Source organism: Streptomyces sp. CB02400 (assembly GCF_001905725.1).
Taxonomy (GTDB): Bacteria; Actinomycetota; Actinomycetes; order Streptomycetales; family Streptomycetaceae; genus Streptomyces; species Streptomyces atrovirens.
Map to the genome: position 1 here is coordinate 1 of NZ_LIWB01000031.1, position 20905 is coordinate 20905.

The following is a 20905-nucleotide window of genomic DNA, read 5'->3' on the forward strand; positions in this document are numbered from 1 at the left end:
GTTCGATGGGCAGACCGGACTCGGATGTTCTGACTTCGCGCATCTGTCATGGCCCCCGGGAACGTCATGGCGGTCGTCGCGCCGCGCCCGTACAGCCTTGGAGACGTCTCTCGAGCACCGCTAGCGCGCCACTGAGGCCGACCGGGCCCCGATGCGGCGTGCCCGGGGCCACGGACATGCCGGACCGAGGCCGGCTGCTGATGACCCGCGGGTGAATCGTCACGGTTCCCCGGACCGCACCTCATGTACGTCACGTCAATGAGGTGCGGTCGTCAGGACGTCATGTTGCGCGGCGAAGGGGAACGACGACGTTCTCGCCCATGCGCTTGGGATCCAGGCGGTAGTACTTGATGTGCCCGATCCTCTCCGTCTCCTCCAGCCAGCCGGCTTCGATGACCTGCTTGCGGGTGCGGGAGAAGACAGGAGGGGCCATGCCGACGAGCTTCGCCAAGGTGGCGGCCGTCTCGAGGATGGCGCCGGACCGGTCGGTCGGATGCAGGGCGTACAACATGACGACGAGGCGCTGGTTGGCGGTCATGCCTGCGGTCTTCTCGAGCAGCTCGAGGTTCTTCTGCTTGTCGTCGTTGCTGATCACTGGGCCTCCCACCGTGCAGGGGCGTTCTCGTTGAATCCGGGGATATCCGGTGGGTTGCATGTCTTCACCGCTTCGCGCTGCTCGAGCCCTGTCCCGTGGAAGGCGATGTAAGGGCTGATCCGGTAGAAGTTGTAGTTGCCGATGCGACCCCGGACGATCAGGATGCGGTGCTTGGCCAGCTTACGGTTGATCTTCCCGACCGCATCCGTGGACATCCCCACTCGTTGGGCGATGTCCGCGCCAGTAGCTCTCAGTGGGTCCATACCCTCCGGCGAGACCCCGATCCACCACAGGACGAGGAACTTCTGGCTGGGCGTGAAAGCCTTCGATTCGGTGATTGCCTCGACGCGCGCCTTGTCGACCTGTGTGTGTCGGCCTGCGAAGGCGTACGGCGCATAAGGGACCGGCTCACCGGTATCGGCGTCGACCAGTCTGCGTAATGCTCCCAACGGGCCCTCCGTACGCGGGGAAATGTTTGCTGGCTGGTTCGCGAGGGACGGCTGCTAGGCCGACCAGATGAACTTAACGTACATGAGCAGGAAGTCAATCAACCCCGCCTGCAGGCCGTGTCACCTGTCCCCGTGTTCATGGCTCGAACCCCCGAGAAGACGGTCTCCAGGAACCGTCCTCATGTACGTCACGTCAATTTGCCGCTGCCACAGGATCGTGGTGCCCGGTTCCTGGGAACCGGGCACCCGGTCCACAGGATCGCCCTGTGCTGTTGCAGGAACTGCCTGGCAGTTCCTGCGATCGTGGTGGTTCGAGGTATCTATGCAGGTCAGCGGCACATCGGGGGGCGCGCTCTCTTACTTCAACAGGAAGCGCCGTCCTCACCCCGCACAAACCCCCGGGGTGAGCCTTGTCCGCTCCGCCGATGCCGCTCTCACCTTGCTGCCACTTCACGACGACGGTCATCGGGCACCAGCGGACCTCAGCCCCATGGCGGAACCCCACGACGACCTCCGGCCCGCCTCGAAGCCGAGTGGGGCCGGGACGCGCCTCGCCTTGCAGGACACCGCACCCCGTACCCGCCGTTTCCTGGCGCGCACGGTCCGCACCACGACGAAAGGGCTTCGCGCCAGGAAGCGGCGGGGCAGCGGGGTCCAGGGGCCGGCGAAGGCCCCTGGTACCACGCTGCTCAGCCACCAGGGGATCCACGGTCGTTCCGGTACTCCCGGAACGGACCGGAGTGAAATCGACCTGCGGCTCAGTGACCCGCAGCCGTGTACCTGCCGGACCCCGCAGGAGACTTCTGGGCCGCAGCCTCGAGCAGACGGACACCGTGCGGGTCACGCCTGGAATCACCCTGTGGTGAGGCTGGAGCCCTCAACTCCCGACTGCTCGCAGTGCACACGTCGGTCTCACAGGCCCGCCAGGCTGAGGAGCCGTTGCATGTGTTCGGGCGGCAGGCCGGGGTGGCCGGCTGCGGCGGCCGCGACCCATCCCGATGGGTCGGCCAGCAACTGCGTCAGCTCGCGGTCCGGAAGCCGGGGATGCGTCGCGATCGCGCGGCGCACCGTGGGATCGGGGTCAGCGACCAGACGACGGACGAGTTCCACCGGCAGGTCGGGGTCGCGCGGCGCCAGCTCCCGCATCCTCGGGTCGGGATCAACGGCCAGACGCCGCAGGACGTCCACCGGGAGGGGGAAGTCATCCGCCGGACGCCACCGGGTCTTCTTCGCCGGGCGGTAGGTGCGGTCGATGCGTTCGGCGGTGGCCGCGTCGATCCGCTCCCGGGCGTGCAGGGCCATGGTCGTACGGACGCTGCTGTCCTCGTCGTCGAGCAGCCGGGCCACGACCGGTGCGGGAAGGTCGTCGGACCTCGCTGCCGAGGCGCGGAAGCAGGCGTAGGGCGAGTCCACGTACGGCAGGGGGTCCGCGGTCACCCACGGCAGGCGCAGTGTCCGTAGCTGCAGACGCGCCATCTCGCTCATGATCTGGTGTTCGAGCGCGTCGTCGTCCAGGTCGGCGTGGAGATCGGTGAGCCAGTCCCGCGGGGGCACGTCGGACAGGAGTCGTGCGTGGATCGTGGCGCGGGTCGGCTCAGGGGTGTCCTGGCGTGCGAAAACGCGGAGTCCGACCTGCGGGTTGAGGTCTTCGGCAAGGACGTCGCGCAGCGGCGGTGGGAGGCGGGGGTGCCCAGCGAGTTCCTCCCGCACCTCAGGGATCGGGTCGTCGGCCAGTCGGCGGGCCGTGTCGGTGTCGAGGGTGCAGTGGCGCACCGCCCCGGCGCGCGTGACCGGGTCGGCCAGCAGTGCCGGGAGCAGGTCGGCGGGCGGGACGGGATGGGGATGCTGTGGGTAGTAGGTCGCGCAGGCTCCCGCGCGCACCGTGTCCTCAGGGTCCGTCAGCAGCAGCCTGCGTACCGGTTCCGGGGCCCGCGTCCACCACTGGGCGAGCGTCGCTCTGACCTTCGGCTCCGGGTCGGCTGCCAGCCGGGCGCGCAGATCCGCCGGCACGTGCTTGTTCTGCGCCAGGTACTCGCGAGCCATCGGGTCGGCGTCGTTGAGCAGCCGCTCGAACAGCTCGCGCGGTCCGCCGCCGTCCGCGCCGACCGCCACGGCCGCACGTATCGCCGGATCCGGGTGCTCGGCGAGCACCATCCGGAAGGCGTCCGGCAGGCTGCGGTTGAGCGCGAGCGAGTGTGTGAGCCAGTGTTCGTCCAGGGCGATGATCTCGGCGATCATGTCGTCGCTCAGATCCGGGCGCCTGGCGACGCTGCGATGGCTCTTGCGGTGGGCGAAGAGACGGCGGGCGAACTCGGGCGGCAGCGCGGAGTTTCCCGCGAGTCCTTCCAGCACCTTGTCGAGGTGGACCGGCGGTGGTGCGGCGTCCGACACGGCGCATGACCCTTCTGGCTCGGCGAGCTGACCGCCGAGTCTCCCATGTACGGTGCCCGCCGTCCCTGGTCCGAGGGGCCAGGCGCCCGGCAGGGCCCGTATCGCTCCGGCTCCGCTCACCGCCGCCGCCGTGCGGGCCGGTGGGCCAGCCGGCCCGAGGGCTCGGTTGGTACGGCCTACCGAGCGGCTCCGCCCATGAGTACGGACCGTGCTTCGACAGCGTTTCGGGAGGCGTTCGGCCGTCTCCGCCTGGTGAGAGGCTCATGGTTCAGCAGTGCTGGGCTCCGTCCTGGCAGTGCTGTCGGGGCGTGGATCCGCGCTGTCGAGCACGAGCTCAATCGGATGCCGTGACCGGGGACCACTCGCCGAACCACTGCTCGGCGCCGTAGGCCTCGAACCGCTCCACCTCGATGAAGCCCAGCTTCGCCGCGAGGCGCATCGAGCGGACGTTGGCGGTCTGGGTGGCGAGTACCACCGGTTCACCGGGAAGCGCGCCGGCGAACCAGTCGAGTGCCGCTGCGCACGCCTCGGCGGCGTACCCGTATCCCCATGCCTGCGGCAGGAACAGGTAGCCCAGCTCGGCCTTCCCGGCGGCCTGGGGAAGGTGTCCGGTTTCTCTGGTGAGCGTGATCCGGCCGATCATCGCTCCGTCGAGAGCGACGGTGAAGAGGCCGGGGCGCCGGCCGGACGCCCTGGGCATCTCGCGCTCGAGCTCGGCACGCGGTCGAGGGCCGCCGAGGTAGGTGCCCACCTCCGGCGAGGCCAGCAGCTCGATGACCGCCGCACGGTCCCGGTCCTCGGGCTCACGGAGCACGAGCCGCTCGGTCCTGATCGGGGCAGGTGGCCAGGCGACGGGTCCGAGGTCAGTCATGCCGGCCAGCCAATCAGCGGGCTCGGCAGCGATCAAGACTCGCGGACCCGATCGACTCACTGGTCCGGAAACCACCTTCACCGACGAGGTCGGACCCTACGAACCACGCCCACCGGGGCGAGGTGCCTCCCTTTCTCGCGGGCATCGGCTTCGGCAACGGCGGACCGCCTCCCGAAGTGCCTGTCCGTTCTCATCACGCCCGACCATCGCAGGTCAGATGACCGGCCACAGCGGGGCAGCGTGGAGGCTCGCCTCGGTTCGAACCGCTGCTGGAGAAGGTCCGCGTGCCCCGCATCGGGCCGGGCCGGCCGCGCAACGGGCCACGGCGTTCGGGGCCTCGACAGTCGGTGAAGACGCCCCGCCCTGAAGACAGACAGCAGTCACCCGGTCTCTGCGGAACAACCCCTGGGGTGCCGCCGGACTACAGCGCCACTGGGACCGCCTGCTCCCCCTCCTCGACCGCACACTGGCCAACAGTGGTCGTTGTCCGAGTCCGTAGGGGATGCTGCACGCGTGATTGAGCGAGACACCGCCGTCCGGATCGTCGAGGAAGAGCTGGAACGCGACTATCAGAGGGAGTTGTCGGCGGGGCTGGACCCCATGCGCACGGCTGTGGCTCATGTAGAGCGACACGAGCTGGTGTGGATCGTCTCCTGGACGTCCGAGGAGTATCTACGCACCCGGAATCCCAGCTTCATGCTGATCGGGAATGGGCCGTACCTGGTTGACCGCCTCGACGGGAGTCTGCACCGGATCGGTGTCGTCTCCGCGGTGACCGGCGCGTGGGAGGCGGACTACCGAGTCCGTATCCGAGGGCGGGCCGTACGGACTGCCGTGGACGATCTGCACGATGAAGTCCGGGCGGTGGCGGACGCTCGCGGGAGGATTCATGCCATGCACATCCTGCGTCAAAGGGTCCCCGCACTCCCCCACGCCCAGGTCATCGAGTACGTGACCGCCCTGAAAGACGGGGATGTTGTTCCCGCACACCTCGTAGAGGTCTCCACCGCAGAGCTGGTGCCACCTGTCGATCCGGTTCTGTCGGTGCGAACCATCCGCGGAGCCGGGCACCACCGAGCACCCTGAGCTTGACGACGGCCTTTCAGATCTGCTCGCGGGACGCGACACAGGCGAACCCGTTCCGCTTCATCACTGGTCTTGGAGCAGCGCAGGAGGGGTCGGCGAAGCGGTGGGACCGTTGGGGGTCTTCGGGATTATCACGGCGTGATAATCAAGTGGAGGTCGACCTGGCCATGGATGTCCACGGCTCCTGCAACGGCACGGTGGGCGACTCTCTGGGCACCGTGGCCATCGTCAAGAAGGGTTCCCTCGTCTACGTCAAGGCCGAGGAGGACTACTGGCGGGCCACCTTCAGCCGCGGGATGACAGCCGAGCAGACCGAGGAAATGGTCGGCCACTTCACGGGCCGTTGGATCAAGCCCCCCAAGATGATGTCGGAGATTTTCGGGCGCACGTGTGACGGTCTCGACGTCCTGCTCGAGGGACTGGACCCGGTGTCCGACGGAAACTCCACCCGCGAGGCCGATGCCACCGTGGGCGGCCGACCGGTCGCCGTGCTCACCGAAAGGACCACGACCGAGACCACGACCGTCCACATCGCCGAGGAGGGCAAGCCCTACCTCCTGAGGGGCACGGTCGCAGGCGGCGACGAGCCCGTGGACCTCACCTTCACCGACCACGACAAGCCTGTCGACACCACCCCGCCGCCGCCCGACCAGATCCTCGACCCCACCACACTCCGCTGATCCATACGGAGCAGAGCACGCCGGACGGGTGCGCACTGGATCCGGCTGCCCGCTTCGCAGGAACCGGCACGGCCCCGCTCCCCTCCGCAGAGGAAGGCGAGCGGGGCCGGCAGGCGGCTCTGTTATCAGGTTCCCAGTTCGGCCAGCAGGGCCTTGTACTCGTCCGGGTGCTGCTCCCGCAGGACGTCCATCCACACCCGGGCCCCTTGAGCGAACGTCTCGGGCTTCATCTTCTGGTGGAGATGGTGCACGCAGTAGAAGGCGTCGTCGTAGGGGAGTCGCTTCGGCTGCTTCGGCTGTTCTGCTTCTGCGTTCGCTGTCCCGAGTTCTCCTGCGCCGGCGCGCGGTTCCGGGATGGACTCGGAAGCCTGCTCGCGCTCGGCGGACGGCGTGGCCGCACCGGGCCGGACCGGAGGGGACGGCGGAGCGGCCGGCACGACAGGCGCGACAGGCGCCTCCGGGATTATCACGCCGTGATAATCGGCGGGGTCTGCCGAGCGCTCGACGACCTCCTGCGGCCGGGCCTCCGCCTTCCTGCGGGCTGCCTCCGCCCGTTCGTCCGCCTTGCTCTTCTGCTCCTCAGGGGACAGCTTGCCGAGGTTGCGGACGTGCTCGACCTTCCGCGTCCCGGTCACCAGGTCCTTCTGGAGCTCGGGGGTGAGCTTCAGAAGGGACAGCTTGCTGGAGATGGTGTTCTGCGGAATGCCCAGCCGTTTGGACGCCTTGGTCTGGGAGCCGTAGTAGTCGACCAGGGCCTTGAGGGCGTGGGCCTCCTCCAGGTCCGTCATGTCGTCGCGGTGGTAGTTCGCGACGAACGCGGCCTCGAGGAGGGTTTCGTCGGTGGCGACCCGTCCGTTGTCGACGCGGACCGGGATGGTGGCCATTCCGACGCGGCGAGCGGCCTCGAGGCGGCGGTGGCCGTCGACGACGATGTACTGCGTCCCAGGGTCCAGCTCGTCGGCGCGGTCCGGCCGGGTGCGTAGGTAGGCCTCGTTCGTCGCCACGGCGATGGGGATGATGATGCCGACCTCGCGGACGGTCTGCACCGTCTCGTCGAGGTTGCGCAGGTGGTTGCGCGGGTTGTCGGGGTTGTCGCTGATGAGGGTGACCGGCAGCTCGGTGGTGGCTGCTGCGGTCGATTCCTCGCCGGCGATGGTCTTGTCGATGAGGTTGCGTCGGGAGGACCGGGCGCCGCGGGCTGCGCCGAACGCGGGTGCCGATCCCAGGGTGTCGGCCTTGCTCAACGGGTTGCTCCCTTCGCTACCTGCCTCATGGCTTCGGCCTGGTCACTGTGGGGCGCGTAGGACAACAGCGGCATCCGCTTGCGGACCGCTTCGCGCTGTTCCTTCAGATCGCCGATGACGGCGAGGACCTTCGGGTCGCCGAGCGACTTCCAGTTGTCCAGGGACGAGGTGGCGACGTAACCGCGGCGGGAGTCGTACAGGTTGACGACCAGGCCGAGGTAGTCGATCTCGAGGGAGAGGTCTTCGCAGAGGTCCTCGATCTGCTGGGCGAGCATGCCGTAGGCGGTGGCGGAGGAGTCCTCGGCGAGTACGGGGATGACGACCCCGGAGACGCCGACGGGCTCACCGCGGCGCCGGCGCCCGTAGTAGAGGGCGGCGTCCATGGCGATACCGAGGCTGGGCGGGCAGTCGACGATGATGACGTCGTAGTCGGCTTCCAGGGGGCGCAGGGCCAGCTCGAGGGCCGCTTCCTTCTGGAAGCCGCGCTTCTGCGTCGCCACGACGGCGATCTTCGCGTCGAGGAGGAACCCGTCGAAGCAGGCGGGCAGGACGTGCAGGCGCTTCTCGAACCGCGGATCGTCTATCTCCACGACGAGGTCGCGCAGATCCCCACTGCCTTCGCCGCACATGTGGGAGACCAGGCTGTCGTGGTTGGGTTCGATCTGGGGGACTCCGAGCTGTTCGCTGAGGTGTCCCTGCGGGTCGAAGTCGACGACGAGGACGCGCTTGCCCGCTTCGGCGTATGCCTCACCGATGCCGGCGGAGATGGCGGTCTTGCCGACCCCGCCCTTCTGGTTGCCGACGATCTTCCGTTCGGGGTCGGTGCCTCGGGCGCCGTGCTGGGGGGAGGGGTTCGCGTCGAGCCAGTCACGGATCGACTGGGCGAGGCCCTGGGTGTAGGAGACGCCGCGGTCGGTGCAGGTCTCCTTGAACTGCTCGTACAGCCCTGGCGGAAGCCATGTGGAGAACGACTTCGCACCGGCGGTGTCCACTTCGGCGCCGCTGCTCGTGCTGCCGCGCCAGTCGTTGATGGCCGCCTCGACGGCGTCCTGGATGTCCAGGCTGAGCTCGGCGGCGCGGACCTTGAGTGCTTGTTGGAGCGCCGAGGGCAGCTTGGACGCTACCTTTTCCCGGTCTCCATCGGGGTAAGGAGAAGCCATGACGTCAGCATACTGACCTCTGAAGGCGTAATGACACCCTCTTTGCAAGTTCTGACGCAGTTTCACCCGTTGAGCGCCCCAACGGGATTATCACGCCGTGATAGTTGCCGTCCGGCATGGCTGCGCGCCTGGGAACGGGCTTCGGCGCGTGTCCATTGGGAAGGACCAGTCCGGCCGCGCCGGGTTCGATCTCCTACGGAAGCGAGCCCTGCTCTGCACATGAGGCCACGAGTAACGCCGGTCCGACGCCGCTATAGCCTCCGCTTGTGACCAACCGCCGCAATCGGATCGAGAGTCCTCGTCCCCACAAGCTGCCTCACCATCAAGTGCTCCTGGAGGGAACGGACTGGGCGTCACTCGCCACCGTATGCGGAACGGGCGGGTCCCTGCCGACGACGCTGGCACGCGTCATCAGCCCCGACCCGGTCGTCAGGACGACCGCCATCGATGACGCGCTCAGGGAAGTGACCCACCAGAACACCATCTACGAAGCGACGGTGCCCGTAGCGTGTTACGTCGCTGCCGTCCTCCACCATCCGGTCATCGCGGCAGGTGACTCCGGCACCGATGCCGGCATGCCACCGCACCACCCGACCCTCGTGAGACTGCTCAAGTGGCTCAGTGACACCGCCTACGACGCCGACGACGAGTGCGTCGCCATCAGCGAACGCCACTTCGGCGGGGAGTTCCTCGACGAGGACAGGGCGATGCGCGCCTTCCGAGAATTGCGCCCGGCGTTCTTCTCCGCTGTCCGGCCTCTTCTCGACCACGACAACGCGGAGGTACGCGACGCCGCTTTCATCGCTGCGATCCCCCTGGCAGAGCATCCCGCGCTCATCACGCACCGGACTGAGCTGGTCGGTCACGCCCGTCGTCTGCTGGCCACCGGCACCGACCGCCACAACCGGGACCGTGCCCTGGATGCGATGAAGGCATGGGGCCACGACATCGGCGACCTGGAGAACGCGGACGACATCGCAGCCCGCGAGCGTCACGCCCGTCTCAAGGCGGAACGTGATTCCTGGTGGGCGGTCGGCGGGACGGGCGGCTACTCCGAGAGCCCACCCTTCTGACTCGGGGACACTCAGTGCCCCTGAGCATCCGCTGCATCCAGCCCTTGGGCGGTTGACCGCTCGCGTCCCCAGGCGGCCAGTGGCTGGAGTGCGTCGTTGAGGTGCTTGCCGTCCTCGGTCAGTGAGTATTCGACGCGGGGCGGCACCTCGTCGTAGGAGACGCGGTGCACGACGCCGTCCGCCTCCATCTCGCGCAAGTGGGAGGCGAGCACCTTCTCGGTGATCCCCGGGAGCAGCCGGCGCAGTTCGCCGAAGCGGCGGTGGGGGTGCTCGTGGAGCGCCCAGAGGATCAGCACCTTCCACTTGCCGCCGATCACCTCCATCGCGGTGTCGATCCCGCAGACGTGTCCGTCCCGTGTGCCCGGCCGGTTCAGTGTCGTCATGCCCCACCCCTCTGACGTGCTCGCTCACCCCGGGGTGACCACCCACTCCGAAGTACGTACTTGATCGCCTCCAGGCCTGCTCCCAGGCTAGTCGGCATGGCACAGACCACTGTCGAGAAGACGTCCGTCACGCTGCTGGGCCTCGGCGCGATGGGCACCGCGCTGGCCCGTACCTGGCTCGCCGCCGGCCACCCGGTCACCGTCTGGAACCGCACTCCGGCCTGCTCCGCACCGCTCGCCGCCGAGGGGGCAAGGGTCGCGGACGGCGCCGCCGCCGCCGTCGCGGCGAACACGCTGGTCGTCGTCTGTCTGCTGGACGACGCCTCGGTCGAGGAGACGCTGGCCGGCACCGACCTGACCGGCCGGGACCTGGTCAACCTGACCACCAGCACCCCGGCCGAGGCCCGTGCCCGCGCCGAGTGGGCCCGCGAGCGCGGCGCCCGCTACCTGGACGGCGGGATCATGGCCGTCCCTCCGATGATCGGCGTCCCCGAGGCCGGCGGCTACGTCTTCTACAGCGGCTCGCGGGAGCTGTTCGAGCGGTACGCGGAGACACTGCGCGTACCGGCCGGCACCACCTACGTCGGTGAGGACGCGGGCTTCGCGGCGCTCCACGACGTGGCTCTGCTCAGCGCCATGTACGGGATGTTCGCCGGGGCCGCGCACGCCTTCGCCCTGATCCGCAAGGAGGACATCGACCCCGCGTCACTCGCCCCGCTGCTCGCCGACTGGCTCGTCACGATGGCCCCGGCCGTTCACCAGACCGCCGACCAGCTGCGCAGCGGCGACTACACCAAGGGTGTCGTCTCCAACCTCGCGATGCAGGTGGCCGGCACACCGACCTTCCTGAGCACCGCCGAGCAGCAGGGCGTCAGCCCGGAACTGCTCACCCCTTACTTCTCGTTGATGCGCCGCCGCCTGTCCGAAAGCAGCGGCGAGGAGGACCTGACGGGCGTGATCGACCTGCTGGTGCATTGACCGGCCATTCGCCACCCCGGAGGCGGTCGTGCCGCATCAATCGGACAGTGCCGGACAGCACCAGGGGTGATGCCACGGGCCGGATTATCACGCCGTGATAAGTGCTGACGTCGGCGACAGGATCTTCTGTGGTGCCGGTGTGAGCGAGAAGGTAAGCTGTCTTCCGAAACCTAGACACATTGAGGCCCCCGCTTCGGCGGGGGCCTCAATGTTGTGCCGGTCGTGTCACGGGCGGGGCGGCCTCCGCCGTGAGCGGTCACGGGCCGTCGAGAGGCTCAGTACCTCCGCGGTTCCCTCGGGGACTGTCTTCGTCGGCTTCGGGCGGCCGGGCGAACTCCTGCGGCCCAGGCGCTTCTCCTTCTTCTCCTGCTCGGCCTGGGCGACGGAGGCCTCGTAACGCTCCTGGTAGTCGTCGACGTCGAGACGGTCCGCGGGGTCGAGTGTGTCGATGGCCTCCAGGTGCTCGGTGACGCTGCGCGCGCCACTGATCATCGGGTTGAGGAGGTAGATGCCCTTGGCCTGGCGGAACACCAGCTTGGCGAGGATCAGGGCCTGCAGGCCCCGCCCCACCATGGAGCGGTGTACGTCCAGAGCTTCGGCCAGCTCCTCTTCGGTGACCAGGCAGCGCCCTCCCGGCTCCTGGGTCCCCAGGAGCCGGAAAAGCACTCGGTAGGCGATCCCCGGCATCGCGGGCATGTAGGCGAAGCCGTTGAAGGTGCCGTATGTCAGCTCCGGCGGCTCCGGGTTCGCAGACGCTGCAGTCCTCATCCTCACGCCTCCGGCTTTTTCTCCGTACGCTTACGCTTGCGCGTCCTCGATGATGGTTTGGGTAGTTTCGCACCTGGAAGGGCCATGTCTCTGAACTCTTCCGGAACACCGGGGTCGAGCACGAGCTCGTTGAGCAGGCTCAGCTGCTCCACCTGGACCTTGACGCTCTTGGCCACCGACCCGCGAACGGGCTTCTCTATCAGTCGGTAGCCGCCGCGCAGGGTCACCGCCGGCTGGAGCTGGATCGACCCCTTCTTCGGAGAGTAGGCCAACCCCAGCCTCTTCAGCTTGGACTGGGCCCGTGACACCTGGGCCGGGTCCATGTCCAGCTCGGCAGCGATCTCGGCCTGCTTGAGCTCGACGGCCCCTCCTACTTCCTGGCTTCCCATCATGTAGAGCAGCACGCACAGGGTCACGTTGTCGTCCCTGAAGTACCTGGCGGCCCAGCGCAGGAACTCCAGGCTGTCCTGGGCGAAGTACTTGCCGACGAAGTCGCCTGCGGTGACCGGGGGCTTGACCTCTGCCGTGTGGCCGACGGGCAGTTCGACGAGGTTCTTCCTCGGGCCGAGCGCGCCCGCGTACGGGCTGCTGGGGCTCGGCCCACGGGGCGGGGACGTACCGGGGACCCGGCGGGGGTCCCCATGAGGCTGTGCGGACATGGCGCTACATGCTCCTCAAGATCGAAACCTAGACGCAGAGCACAGTAGTGATTGCGCAGATAGATAGCAACGACGCGACCTATCTGCGCGTTGCGTGCGTTAAATATGACTTCGGAGTCATGTTCGCGGCTGTTCCTCAAGTCCATCGCGAGATTGCGCAGATAAGTCGCAATGGATACGGGGCAACTTGACTTCAGCCGCAACTTCCGCAGCCTCAAAATGACGTGGGAGTCATGTTCTGAGGCTCTGTCACCCCCTCTGACCTGCGGAAACGTGATCCTCTCTATTCTCTATAAGTGCAGGTCCGTGTCTGCTTGCTCTCCTTGAGCCGATCCTGAGAGTCATGCAGTCGCCTTGACCGGGACCTCGAGCACTCCCTGCCCCTCTTGGACCCGCACCACCGAAAGTCAGCCACGACGGTGCCCGCACCCGAACGATCAGGCGCGCGTATGTCTCCAGCAACCCCGTTCCGGTCCCAGCCACGCTGCTCTGTTTCAAGGGCCGCGACAGTACTGCGAGCGCATGAGGAGAATGGGGCGGTGAACCCTCGTGACCTCGAACTGACCCTTGCCGCCGCTCGTGCGGTCGGCCCCTGTCCGCCAGGGGAGGAGGCCACCTGGACCGAGCAGGTCCGGGCCCGGGCCATCCACCTCTACACCCTCGCCGACACGGTCGGGCAGGACCTCCAGCGCCTGGACGCCGCGAAGCAGTTCACGGCCACCCTGCTCTCCGTGCGTATCGAGTCCACGAGTACCCGCGGGCTCCTGGTCGTCCGCAACACCTCCGGTGAGCTGGAGCGCCTGCGCACCGACCGTGGTGATACGGACGCGGGCCGGGCGATGATCGAGCGTGCTCGGGCGTTGGTCGGGCACCGGCTGCGTGTGTACCGCCTCAACGAGCAGATGGCCTCCAACGCCAAGTTGCAGGTCCGCACTGTCGTTCACCTGACCGACTGTGGCCTGGACACCGACCCCGTGCACGAGCACAGTGCGAAGGAGAACGTGCTGGCCGCAGCCGAGGGTGACAAGGAGTCCGCCCGCGAGGCCTGGCTGGAGGCCGGCCTTCCCGAGACCGGTTCGGTGACCGTACGCCAGCTCGCCGAGGCACTGGCCCGGCTCCCCGTCGCTGACGTGCTGTAGACCCGGCTGGGTATAGTGCGGGCAACCATCCCTTGCTCAGGCACCGGGGCCCCACCGATACGTCGGTGGGGCCCCGGTTTTTGTGCTCAGGCGACCTGTAGGTTCGGGCGGCCGTCTGCCGTGGGCGGGACAGCGGCGTAGGCGGGAAGTTTCAGGTTGGGCAGCTCGCCGGCCTTGATGTTCGCGATCGCGGCGCGGAAGGAGGCCTCCATGTCCTGGGAGCTGGGGTACTTCGCTGCCAGAGGGTGGAGGCGGTAGGAGTTGCCCTTGCCTCGGCTGCCTTCCTCGTTCTTGGGACGCAGGACGATGTTCAGCTCGCACAGAGGGGCGATGAGGTTGCTGACGGCCTGTGGGGTGACCCGGTACTCACGGGCCATGTCCTTCTGCCGTACGGGAAGATGCCCGCCGAAGTCGGAGCGGTAGAGCAGGTACTGCAGGAACTTTACGGTGGCTCCGGAGACGGGCAGGGCCCAGATGCGTTCGGACACGACCGGTGACATGACTTCAGCCATCGGTTTCCCTTCTTCCTGCCGGGCGGCGCAGCGTCAGGTGGATGTGTATCACCCCGTCCGTCTCCCCATCTCGTAGGGCGGGTGCCGGGTGGGGTCGAGGCCCTGCTCTTCCTCCTGGGGATCCGGGCCGATCCCGTGGGGGAAGGCTTCGGGGTCGCGGTCGTGCTGGACGGCTATCTGCTCCAGGACTGCGTGCTGGGCGGTGCTGTTGCCTTGGAACCACAAGCGGACGTTCAACTGGATCATGCCGTTGCCGAGCTGCTCGATCCACCGGTAGCCGACCAGCGCCTTGATCGCGCGGTTGACCGTGGAGCGGGTGATGCGCTTGCCGTTCTTCTGGGCGGCGAGCTTGTTGAGGCCGTCGGTGATCTCCTGCTGTGTGTACGGGGTGACGCCGGTGCCGTGCTGCTGGCCACCGGCGACGTAGAGGAAGACGCACAGCTGGGATTTGGTGATGGAGTTGGCTACGGCGAGCTGGGCCAGGAGCTGGGTGAACCAGTTCGACGCCAGGCTGTAGCCGGCGTCACCGGCCATGTCGTGGACGGCCGTGTGGTCGGGCTCGTACTCGAAGGTGACGTTCTTGAGCTTGCGGCGGCCACGAGGGTCGGCGCTCTGCGTCGCTTCTCCCAGTTGTTCTCCGAGGACCTGGAGAAGGTCCTCAAAGCCCTCGTCGCCCGATGGAACGTCAGCGACGACGCGTGGTCGCGGTCGTGCCGGCGGATCAGGTGTCACAGGACCTCCCTTGATACTCAGGCGGTCCAGACACTAGACCAAATATCAAGCAGTGGTTGTCTTTTGCGCCAACGGCTCACGGTGCGAGGGGCCGGGAGAGGCTTCCCCCGTTCCCGCCGCCGGAAAGTCAAACACAGCTTGATTTTTTCGGCTCGTTCGCGCCGAAAGTCAAGTGTTGGTTGATTTCCAGTGTCCCGATGGCAGCACATTCTGTTCGAGTCGACCCTCCTCCAGGCCGTGCCCCCGAGGGCAGGTCCACGTCGCTGACCTGCGGCATTGCCGCCCCTCCGAAGCTCCCGGGAGAATCAACCACAGCTTGAGTTTCCCCCTCGAATGTGTCCGCCAGGTTGACATTTCGAAACCCCGAATGTGCTCCCCAGGACAACATGGACTCGGTAAAACCGCAGGTCAGAGCGTTAAAGTTCAGCGCGCCTCTTACCAAAGAGGCGGGTACCGGCGAACGCCCCTGGTGTCTGTCCCTCATCAGCCGAGTCCCCCTGCTCATCCCTGACCGGCACCACCGAACGCCGACCCCATGGGCGAGGCACCTGACTCTCAACGGGTGGAAGCACCGGCACCACCCACATTGCTCAACCACGCTTGTTGTCTTGAAACGTCACGGGAGCAACCACCCGGGACTCGGCCCCGTCGGTGCTGTCCACTGCCCGCACGGCACCACGGTCCCGCACGCGAAGCGAGCCCAGCCGCTCCTCTGTTGTCTTCACCGTGCAAGAGCCACTTCAAGAAAGCCCGCATGTTCGGAGTGGTGAACGTACGGCGTGGATTTCTAGCGTTCTGGTCGGCACTGCTGGCCGTGCCACACCTGTCCGGAGTCGCTGAAGGAGCACCTGTGGATCACATGGATCACAAGCCCGGAACGCCTGGAGCACACGAGATGGGTGACCCCGTGTCCGCCGTGGACACCGCGGGTGCCCTCTTCTTCACCGGATGGGCCGTGGCGATGTGGGCGGCGGTCGCCGTGCTCGCCTATGCGAACCGGGGCCCGGTGCGGCCCTGGTTGTACCGGACGGCGGTGGGGTTGATCGGCCTGGGGGTCGTCGGGCAGATCGGTCACTTCCAGGAGCACGTGGCGCAGGCGATCTACTGGATCGCCAACCCGTACTCCCCGGCCTGGATGACTCCCTGGGCGAACAGTTTCGCTCAGGGGATGGGTCAGGTCGACACGTCCAAACCGGCGCTCGGCATGGAACTGCTCCACCTCGTCGGCAACCTCATCTTCCTGGCCGGTCTGGTCGGCATCGTGCAGATCACGCGGCGGGTCAGCGGCGAGCTGAAGTCCCGGAAGTGGGCCAGGATGGGTGTGTGGATGCAGGGCATCCACGGTGTGGAGCACCTGGTGCTCACCGTCTCCGTGGCGCTGGGCGCCAGCCGGGCCATCGGGCTGTCCACCTGGTTCGGTGCGATCGAACCGGGGGTCGCGCTGTCGACGTACCGGGTGTGGTGGCACTTCGTCGCCAATCTCGTCGGAACGGCCATTCTGGGGTTCGCGATGCTCCACCTGTGGCGGGAGAAGCGCATCGTCAAGGCGGCCTATCTTCTGGAGCCTGACAACGGCCTCCTGCATGTGACGGGCGAGGGGATCCGCGAGGACGTGCCGCAGGAGCCCGTGCTGGCAAGCAAGAAGTGAGGCACGGCTGTGGCAGTGCTGGAGTGATTACGGCGTAATCACTCCAGCACTGCCGACTCCTGAGCCGGTGTTGTCGGTGCGGTGCCCACGACCTCCACCCTGCATCTCCAGCACAGGCCGTGGGGGGCCCTGCGGGAGCAGGTGCCGTCACGGCCTCGGCAGCGGTCCACCAGGACGGGGCCCGACGCCTTCGGTGGTGTCCAGGCCGGACCGTCCGGCCGGCCACCGGCGGAACGGCTCGGCGGGGACGGTGGAGACGGCAGCGGGGCGGGTGCGGTTTCCCCGTTCCGTGGCGGGACGTACCGGTCCGCGATCACCTCCTGACAGGTGCGGCAGCGTCGACCCGTCGACCAGAGCGTGCCGGTCTCGCAGTCCGGGTCGGCGCAGCCCCAGCGGGGGAGGGCCACACCGAGCAGCCAGCGTCCGGGATCGCGGATGTCCTCGACGAAGGTCGCGGCGAGCCGCTGCGTGAGACGGCTCCGCAGGCGTTCGACGCCCGTGCCCGCGTCGAGCTGCCGGGCGATCTCCCGCCCCAGCCGCCGTTGCACGTAGGTGTTCAGGTCCTTGAGCAGGAAACGCACGGGTTCCAGTACGGAGTGGAGCCGCGGGCTGAAGGTCAGCTGTGGCCCCGCGTAGGGCCTGTGCCCGGTGCGTACGGGGGAGGGGCTCGTGTCCTCCGCGCGCAGCGCGAGACGGCCGCGCGGTGCGACCGCGGTGGCTGCCTCCCCACCCACCTGTCTCTCGCCTACGGCGGGTGAGGTGCGGGCGGTGTCGTCATCGTGTCGGTCAGTTCTCCGGTCTTCCTTGTACGCGAGCGATCCTTCACCAGTCCGGGTACCTGACCGGTCATCAGGGGAGGCGGGCGGGCGCCCGTCGTGGACCCCGAACAGGTGCCGCCCGTGCTCCCCGGCCCGGCGTTGGACGGTGATCCAGCCCGACGCGTCCAACTGCTCGACGATACGGGTGACGGCGCCCGTGGTGAGGGGCAGGCCCGCTCGGGGCCCCGAGTGGTGGCGGAGGACTTCGGCGAGCACGCGGAAGGTCAGCGGGTGCTTCTGCGCGACGGCGTAGGCGATCACGGCGAAGGCGCGCAGCAGGCGCGGGCGGAGGCACTCGCTGGCGGTCACCGGCAGCCAGACGAATCGTTCCGTCGATGTCATGGGTCTGACCTGTCGGCGGGCCGTCGTCCCGTATCCGCCGGGAAGGGATCTGCGCCGGCTCTCCGGTAACTCCACGAGGCCGTCGGGACCGGCCGCGCGGAGCTGGGCCAGGCCGCGTTGCACGGTCGACTCGGACAGCCGCAGGTAGGAGGCGAGCGTGGCGATCCCGGCGGTGCATCCCTCGGGGCGCTGGGCCAGCGCCTTGACCTTCACATAGACGCTGAGGGCGGCGTCCGAGTAGTGGGGCGACTCCACCAGCCGCATCGGGACCTTGACCCGCTGTCGTATATACGTACGAGAAGGGGGCAGGGCGCCGTCGGGCATCGGGAACCGGTCGGGTTCGCGGGGTGCGGAAAGTTGCCCAAAAGGGGGTGTACTTGCGGATGCGAGCTGAGAGGGCTGGTCAATGCCGCAGCTTTGCTCCATGATGAGGGGCGTCTCCTGGTAGGGGGCATGACGAAGCCGTCGCATGGCTTCGAGGTTCGTCCGGAACCGAAGAGGGCCCTGGGGAGTGGCATCCCGAGGGGCCTTCGCCCGTCGGGCAGACGGCTCGACGGGTGGCATGACACATGGCTGTGAGCCCAGTGGTGGCACACTGGGTCCAGCCCTTTCAACTCTTCTCGCGGCGTCGTGGCGTCGTGGCGGTGAAACCGCGGACGGCCCGCCCGAAGGCGGGCCGTGGCTCGTTCACGGCGCCGTGTCGACCATCTCGGTCGTCGCGGTGAAGGCGAGTTCTTCTCCCTGGAACGCGTTGACGCGGACCGTTTGGCGTCCGTCGCGCGTCGGTGCGGCCTCGGCGGCCGGAGCGGCCGGAGCCGTCTCGATCCAGCAGGGTTCGTCGAACTCGACGTACTTCTTGAAGGTCGCGTCCATCGACGCCGGTGCCGCGCCGGCCGGGAACGGCCGTATGGCGTGTGCCACCTGGCGTACGGACTCCAGGAGCAGCATTCCGGGCACGTGGTCGACGGGGTGGTCGAAGAGCACCGGGTGTCCGGTGTCGACGCGCAGTTGCCAGCGCTGTCGCTGCTGGGTGGGTGACAGGACGATGTCCCGCAGCCGGTGGCGGTTCACCGCGGTCCGTTCGACCGGCCGGGGCGCTGCGGGCGCGTTCAGGAAGGCGCCGAAGTCGCCGGCCCGTCCGGCGCGCAGCCGCCGGTAGACGGCGGGGGAGTGGCAGCCGAAGTGCGTGTCCGCCACCGCGAGGAGGGCACCGTCGCGCACCGCCTCGATGTGCATGGACATCGACGCGGGGATCGACCGGAAGAAACGGATGTCCGAGCACGTCACGTGCAGTTCGAGCTCGGCCGGGTTCAGCTCGAGGCCCATCGCGTCCATGTTGACCGAGTACTGGAAGCGGGACCAGCTCAACTGGTGGCCCAGGGGCACGTCGTAGGCGACGTGGGCCAGCAGGGGGAACGTCTGACGGACGGTCTCGCAGAGCAGCAGCGGGTCGTAGAGCCCGTTCTCGCACTCGTAGAAGCTGTGGCTGCGCGGCCACTGGGCGCTCACGGTGAACGAGGCGGGTCCCGCCTTCGTCCATTCCGTGAGGAACACTTCCGCCAGGGCTGCGCGGTGCACGTACTCCTTGGCGACTGTGGTGGTCAGGAGCGGTCTTGCAGCAGCAGGGTTCTCCGCAGTGGTGAGCATGACTATCCCCCGGAAGCAGAGTGAGTGGGCGCCTTCTGCCTACCGGCCGAAGGCGTTGCCCTGTAAAATAGGGGCGTTCGTTTTTTTTGTCGAGAGTGATCGAGGCACTGAGATGGCTGAGCCGAAGCAGGAACGGGCTGTGAAGACCCGGGAGACGATCCTGTACGCGGCTGCGGAGATCTTCGACGAGTGCGGTTACAGCGGAGCCAGCATCAGCAAGATCATGAACCGGGCCCAGGTGACCCAGGGCGGCATGTACTTCCACTTCAAGTCCAAGAGGAGTCTGGCGCAGGCCGTGCTGGCCCACCAGCAGGAGTTCGTGCACTTCTCCGTGGAGACGGCCGGCCTTCAGAAGCTGATCGACCTCACCTTCTTCCTCGCCCGCGAGCTGCAGAACAACGTGCTGTTCCGGGCCAGCGTGCGGCTCGCCGTCGAGCAGGGCGAGTTCGGGGCCCGTGACGACACGGCGTACCAGGAGTGGGTGAACGAGTTCCGCGGGCTGCTGCGTGAGGCCCGGGGACGAGGCGAACTGCTCGCCGACGTCGACGAGACGGAGTTCGCCAACGTGCTCGTCGGCGCCTACAGCGGCATCCAGGTGTTCTCCAACGTCGCCAGCGAACGCGTCGATCTGCCGGAACGCATCGTGTCGATGTGGCGTTACCTGCTCCCCGCCGTCGCCACTCCGCAGGCCAGGGCGAAGCTCTCGTTCCCGGCGGACCCCCAGCGGCTGGCCGCATGAGACCGTTGCGCGTGGTGCTGACCGGCGCCACCGGGTTCATCGGTTCGACGGTGCTCCGCGAACTCGCCGGGCACCGCACGGGGGAAGATGCCGGCCCGGGTGAACGCCTGGTCGTCCGGGCGGTCGGCAGACGGCGGCCGGAGGGCGCCGGTCCGGTCGACGAGTGGGTCCGGGCGGACATGGCGCGGCCCCGGACGCTGCGCGGCGTGTGCGAGGGGGCCGACGTGCTCCTCCACATGGCCGCCGTCATCAGCCCGGACGAGTCCGAGTGCGCCGCGGTCAACGTCGACGGGACGGCCGCTCTGATGCGGGAGGCGGCCCGGTGCGGCGTGAGCCGCGTCGTGCACCTGTCGACGGCGGCGGTGTACGGTCCCGGCCCGCACCGGGGGACCGGGGTGAACGAGGTCGCCCCCGCGCCCGTCTCCCCGGCCAGTCGCACCCGGCTGGCCGGGGAGACCCATGCCCTGGCCGCGGGCGCCACCGTGCTGCGTCCGGGACTGGTGCTCGGCAGGGGGGACCGCTGGGTCGTGCCGTTGCTCGCCCAGTGCCTGCGCGCCGTTCCCGCGGTGTGGGACGGCGGACGGGGCCTGGTGTCCGCGGTGGCCGTGGACGACCTGGCGCGGCTCGTCGCCCACCTCGCACTCGCCCCCGGGCGGGCCGACGGGAGGGCCGACGGCCCCGGCGGCATCTGGCACGCGAGCCACCCCCGGCCGGTGCGCGTGGGGGACCTGCTGCGCACCCTGGCGCGGTACGACGTACTGCCCGCCGTGACGGCGGAGCTGCCCTGGCAGGAGTGCCTGGAGCGGCTGAGAGCCGCGCGGATTCCCGTGAGCGAGCGTCAGTTCGCCCTGGTCGCCACCGACCACTGGTACCGGAGCGACGAGGTCTGGCGGGTCGCCGGGTGTTCCCCGGGGCCGTCGCCGCTGGCGCGGGTGGAAGACGCCGCTCCGTGGTACCGGTCGGCCGTGGCCGCCCGGCAGGGCGGCTGAGG

General features: G+C 68.2%; 21 protein-coding genes. 8 read left to right on the forward strand and 13 right to left on the reverse strand.

The genetic code is table 11. The features are described 5' to 3' along the window. Positions 1-280: 280 nt before the first annotated feature. From AMK33_RS38875 to AMK33_RS38890, 4 genes are all read right to left on the reverse strand, one after another. Positions 281-592, reverse strand: coding sequence for a replication initiation protein, RepL2 (locus AMK33_RS38875; RefSeq protein ID WP_073938003.1), 312 nt, complete (start codon positions 590-592; stop codon positions 281-283). Beyond that, entirely contained in the window at positions 592-1044 is a 453-nt protein-coding gene (locus AMK33_RS38880) for a MarR family transcriptional regulator (RefSeq protein WP_073937971.1), read from the reverse strand. The genes AMK33_RS38875 and AMK33_RS38880 overlap by 1 nt, the downstream gene beginning before the upstream one ends. Before the next feature lie 912 nt (positions 1045-1956). Then, the gene (locus AMK33_RS38885; RefSeq protein ID WP_073937972.1) at positions 1957-3435 is read right to left on the reverse strand and encodes a hypothetical protein; all 1479 of its coding nucleotides are present in this window, start codon (positions 3433-3435) and stop codon (positions 1957-1959) included. A 334-nt stretch (positions 3436-3769) separates the two neighbouring features. Further along, positions 3770-4306 carry a GNAT family N-acetyltransferase gene (locus tag AMK33_RS38890; RefSeq protein WP_073937973.1) on the reverse strand — a complete coding sequence of 179 codons (537 nt, stop codon included), beginning with the start codon at positions 4304-4306 and terminating at the stop codon, positions 3770-3772. Positions 4307-4819: 513 nt separating this feature from the next. Between AMK33_RS38890 and AMK33_RS38900 the strand changes: the two genes are divergently transcribed. After that, entirely contained in the window at positions 4820-5392 is a 573-nt protein-coding gene (locus AMK33_RS38900) for a YrhB domain-containing protein (protein ID WP_073937975.1), read from the forward strand. Positions 5393-5541: 149 nt separating this feature from the next. Continuing rightward, on the forward strand, positions 5542-6072 hold the full coding sequence (locus AMK33_RS38905) for a hypothetical protein (RefSeq protein ID WP_235618339.1): 531 nt from the start codon (positions 5542-5544) through the stop codon (positions 6070-6072). Positions 6073-6197: 125 nt separating this feature from the next. Here AMK33_RS38905 and AMK33_RS38910 read toward each other — a convergent pair whose 3' ends face one another. Both AMK33_RS38910 and AMK33_RS38915 read right to left on the reverse strand, forming a co-directional pair. After that, positions 6198-7316 carry a ParB/RepB/Spo0J family partition protein gene (locus AMK33_RS38910; protein WP_073937976.1) on the reverse strand — a complete coding sequence of 373 codons (1119 nt, stop codon included), beginning with the start codon at positions 7314-7316 and terminating at the stop codon, positions 6198-6200. Continuing rightward, complete coding sequence (locus tag AMK33_RS38915) at positions 7313-8476, reverse strand: ParA family protein (RefSeq protein ID WP_073937977.1); 1164 nt, start codon at positions 8474-8476, stop codon at positions 7313-7315. The genes AMK33_RS38910 and AMK33_RS38915 overlap by 4 nt, the downstream gene beginning before the upstream one ends. A 326-nt stretch (positions 8477-8802) precedes the next feature. Between AMK33_RS38915 and AMK33_RS38920 the strand changes: the two genes are divergently transcribed. Continuing rightward, positions 8803-9549, forward strand: coding sequence for a hypothetical protein (locus AMK33_RS38920; protein WP_235618340.1), 747 nt, complete (start codon positions 8803-8805; stop codon positions 9547-9549). An 11-nt stretch (positions 9550-9560) separates the two neighbouring features. On the opposite strand, the gene AMK33_RS38925 is transcribed toward AMK33_RS38920, so the two are convergent. Beyond that, positions 9561-9932, reverse strand: a complete 372-nt coding sequence (locus AMK33_RS38925; RefSeq protein ID WP_073937979.1) for a winged helix-turn-helix transcriptional regulator — start codon at positions 9930-9932, stop codon at positions 9561-9563. Positions 9933-10028: 96 nt separating this feature from the next. Here AMK33_RS38925 and AMK33_RS38930 point away from each other — a divergent pair, with 96 nt between their 5' ends. Continuing rightward, positions 10029-10910, forward strand: coding sequence for an NAD(P)-dependent oxidoreductase (locus AMK33_RS38930; RefSeq protein ID WP_073937980.1), 882 nt, complete (start codon positions 10029-10031; stop codon positions 10908-10910). 225 nt (positions 10911-11135) lie between these two features. On the opposite strand, the gene AMK33_RS38935 is transcribed toward AMK33_RS38930, so the two are convergent. Together AMK33_RS38935 and AMK33_RS38940 are read right to left on the reverse strand one after the other, a co-directional pair. Further along, the gene (locus tag AMK33_RS38935) at positions 11136-11678 is read right to left on the reverse strand and encodes a hypothetical protein (protein ID WP_073937981.1); all 543 of its coding nucleotides are present in this window, start codon (positions 11676-11678) and stop codon (positions 11136-11138) included. 2 nt (positions 11679-11680) lie between these two features. Then, on the reverse strand, positions 11681-12337 hold the full coding sequence (locus AMK33_RS38940) for a hypothetical protein (RefSeq protein WP_073937982.1): 657 nt from the start codon (positions 12335-12337) through the stop codon (positions 11681-11683). 539 nt (positions 12338-12876) lie between these two features. Between AMK33_RS38940 and AMK33_RS38945 the strand changes: the two genes are divergently transcribed. Next, complete coding sequence (locus AMK33_RS38945; protein WP_079195159.1) at positions 12877-13476, forward strand: hypothetical protein; 600 nt, start codon at positions 12877-12879, stop codon at positions 13474-13476. A gap of 86 nt (positions 13477-13562) precedes the next feature. Here the strand turns inward: AMK33_RS38945 and AMK33_RS38950 are convergent, their stop codons facing one another. Together AMK33_RS38950 and AMK33_RS38955 are read right to left on the reverse strand one after the other, a co-directional pair. Next, entirely contained in the window at positions 13563-13988 is a 426-nt protein-coding gene (locus tag AMK33_RS38950; RefSeq protein ID WP_073937983.1) for a hypothetical protein, read from the reverse strand. A 48-nt stretch (positions 13989-14036) separates the two neighbouring features. Next, the gene (locus AMK33_RS38955; RefSeq protein WP_073937984.1) at positions 14037-14720 is read right to left on the reverse strand and encodes a hypothetical protein; all 684 of its coding nucleotides are present in this window, start codon (positions 14718-14720) and stop codon (positions 14037-14039) included. Positions 14721-15615: 895 nt separating this feature from the next. Here AMK33_RS38955 and AMK33_RS38960 point away from each other — a divergent pair. Continuing rightward, a complete protein-coding gene (locus tag AMK33_RS38960; protein WP_443030957.1) occupies positions 15616-16368 on the forward strand; it encodes a DUF6008 family protein in 753 nt (250 codons plus the stop codon). 38 nt (positions 16369-16406) lie between these two features. Here AMK33_RS38960 and AMK33_RS38965 read toward each other — a convergent pair whose 3' ends face one another. Both AMK33_RS38965 and AMK33_RS38970 read right to left on the reverse strand, forming a co-directional pair. Then, on the reverse strand, positions 16407-17852 hold the full coding sequence (locus tag AMK33_RS38965; RefSeq protein ID WP_073937986.1) for a hypothetical protein: 1446 nt from the start codon (positions 17850-17852) through the stop codon (positions 16407-16409). Between the two features lie 363 nt (positions 17853-18215). Continuing rightward, entirely contained in the window at positions 18216-19175 is a 960-nt protein-coding gene (locus tag AMK33_RS38970) for a ScbA/BarX family gamma-butyrolactone biosynthesis protein (protein ID WP_201263164.1), read from the reverse strand. Positions 19176-19287: 112 nt separating this feature from the next. Here AMK33_RS38970 and AMK33_RS38975 point away from each other — a divergent pair, with 112 nt between their 5' ends. Next, a complete protein-coding gene (locus AMK33_RS38975) occupies positions 19288-19914 on the forward strand; it encodes a ScbR family autoregulator-binding transcription factor (RefSeq protein ID WP_073937988.1) in 627 nt (208 codons plus the stop codon). Further along, positions 19911-20903, forward strand: coding sequence for an NAD-dependent epimerase/dehydratase family protein (locus tag AMK33_RS38980; RefSeq protein WP_073937989.1), 993 nt, complete (start codon positions 19911-19913; stop codon positions 20901-20903). The genes AMK33_RS38975 and AMK33_RS38980 overlap by 4 nt, the downstream gene beginning before the upstream one ends. Positions 20904-20905 lie beyond the last annotated feature (2 nt).

Coding starts and splice junctions, on each gene's coding strand:
- AMK33_RS38890 (WP_073937973.1), bottom strand. CDS start 4,306: ATGACTGACCTCGGACCCGTCGCCTGGCCACCTGCCCCGATCAGGACC.
- AMK33_RS38915 (WP_073937977.1), bottom strand. CDS start 8,476: ATGGCTTCTCCTTACCCCGATGGAGACCGGGAAAAGGTAGCGTCCAAG.
- AMK33_RS38925 (WP_073937979.1), bottom strand. CDS start 9,932: ATGACGACACTGAACCGGCCGGGCACACGGGACGGACACGTCTGCGGG.
- AMK33_RS38930 (WP_073937980.1), top strand. CDS start 10,029: ATGGCACAGACCACTGTCGAGAAGACGTCCGTCACGCTGCTGGGCCTC.
- AMK33_RS38935 (WP_073937981.1), bottom strand. CDS start 11,678: ATGAGGACTGCAGCGTCTGCGAACCCGGAGCCGCCGGAGCTGACATAC.
- AMK33_RS38940 (WP_073937982.1), bottom strand. CDS start 12,337: ATGTCCGCACAGCCTCATGGGGACCCCCGCCGGGTCCCCGGTACGTCC.
- AMK33_RS38950 (WP_073937983.1), bottom strand. CDS start 13,988: ATGGCTGAAGTCATGTCACCGGTCGTGTCCGAACGCATCTGGGCCCTG.
- AMK33_RS38960 (WP_443030957.1), top strand. CDS start 15,616: ATGGGTGACCCCGTGTCCGCCGTGGACACCGCGGGTGCCCTCTTCTTC.
- AMK33_RS38965 (WP_073937986.1), bottom strand. CDS start 17,852: ATGCCCGACGGCGCCCTGCCCCCTTCTCGTACGTATATACGACAGCGG.
- AMK33_RS38970 (WP_201263164.1), bottom strand. CDS start 19,175: ATGCTCACCACTGCGGAGAACCCTGCTGCTGCAAGACCGCTCCTGACC.
- AMK33_RS38975 (WP_073937988.1), top strand. CDS start 19,288: ATGGCTGAGCCGAAGCAGGAACGGGCTGTGAAGACCCGGGAGACGATC.
- AMK33_RS38980 (WP_073937989.1), top strand. CDS start 19,911: ATGAGACCGTTGCGCGTGGTGCTGACCGGCGCCACCGGGTTCATCGGT.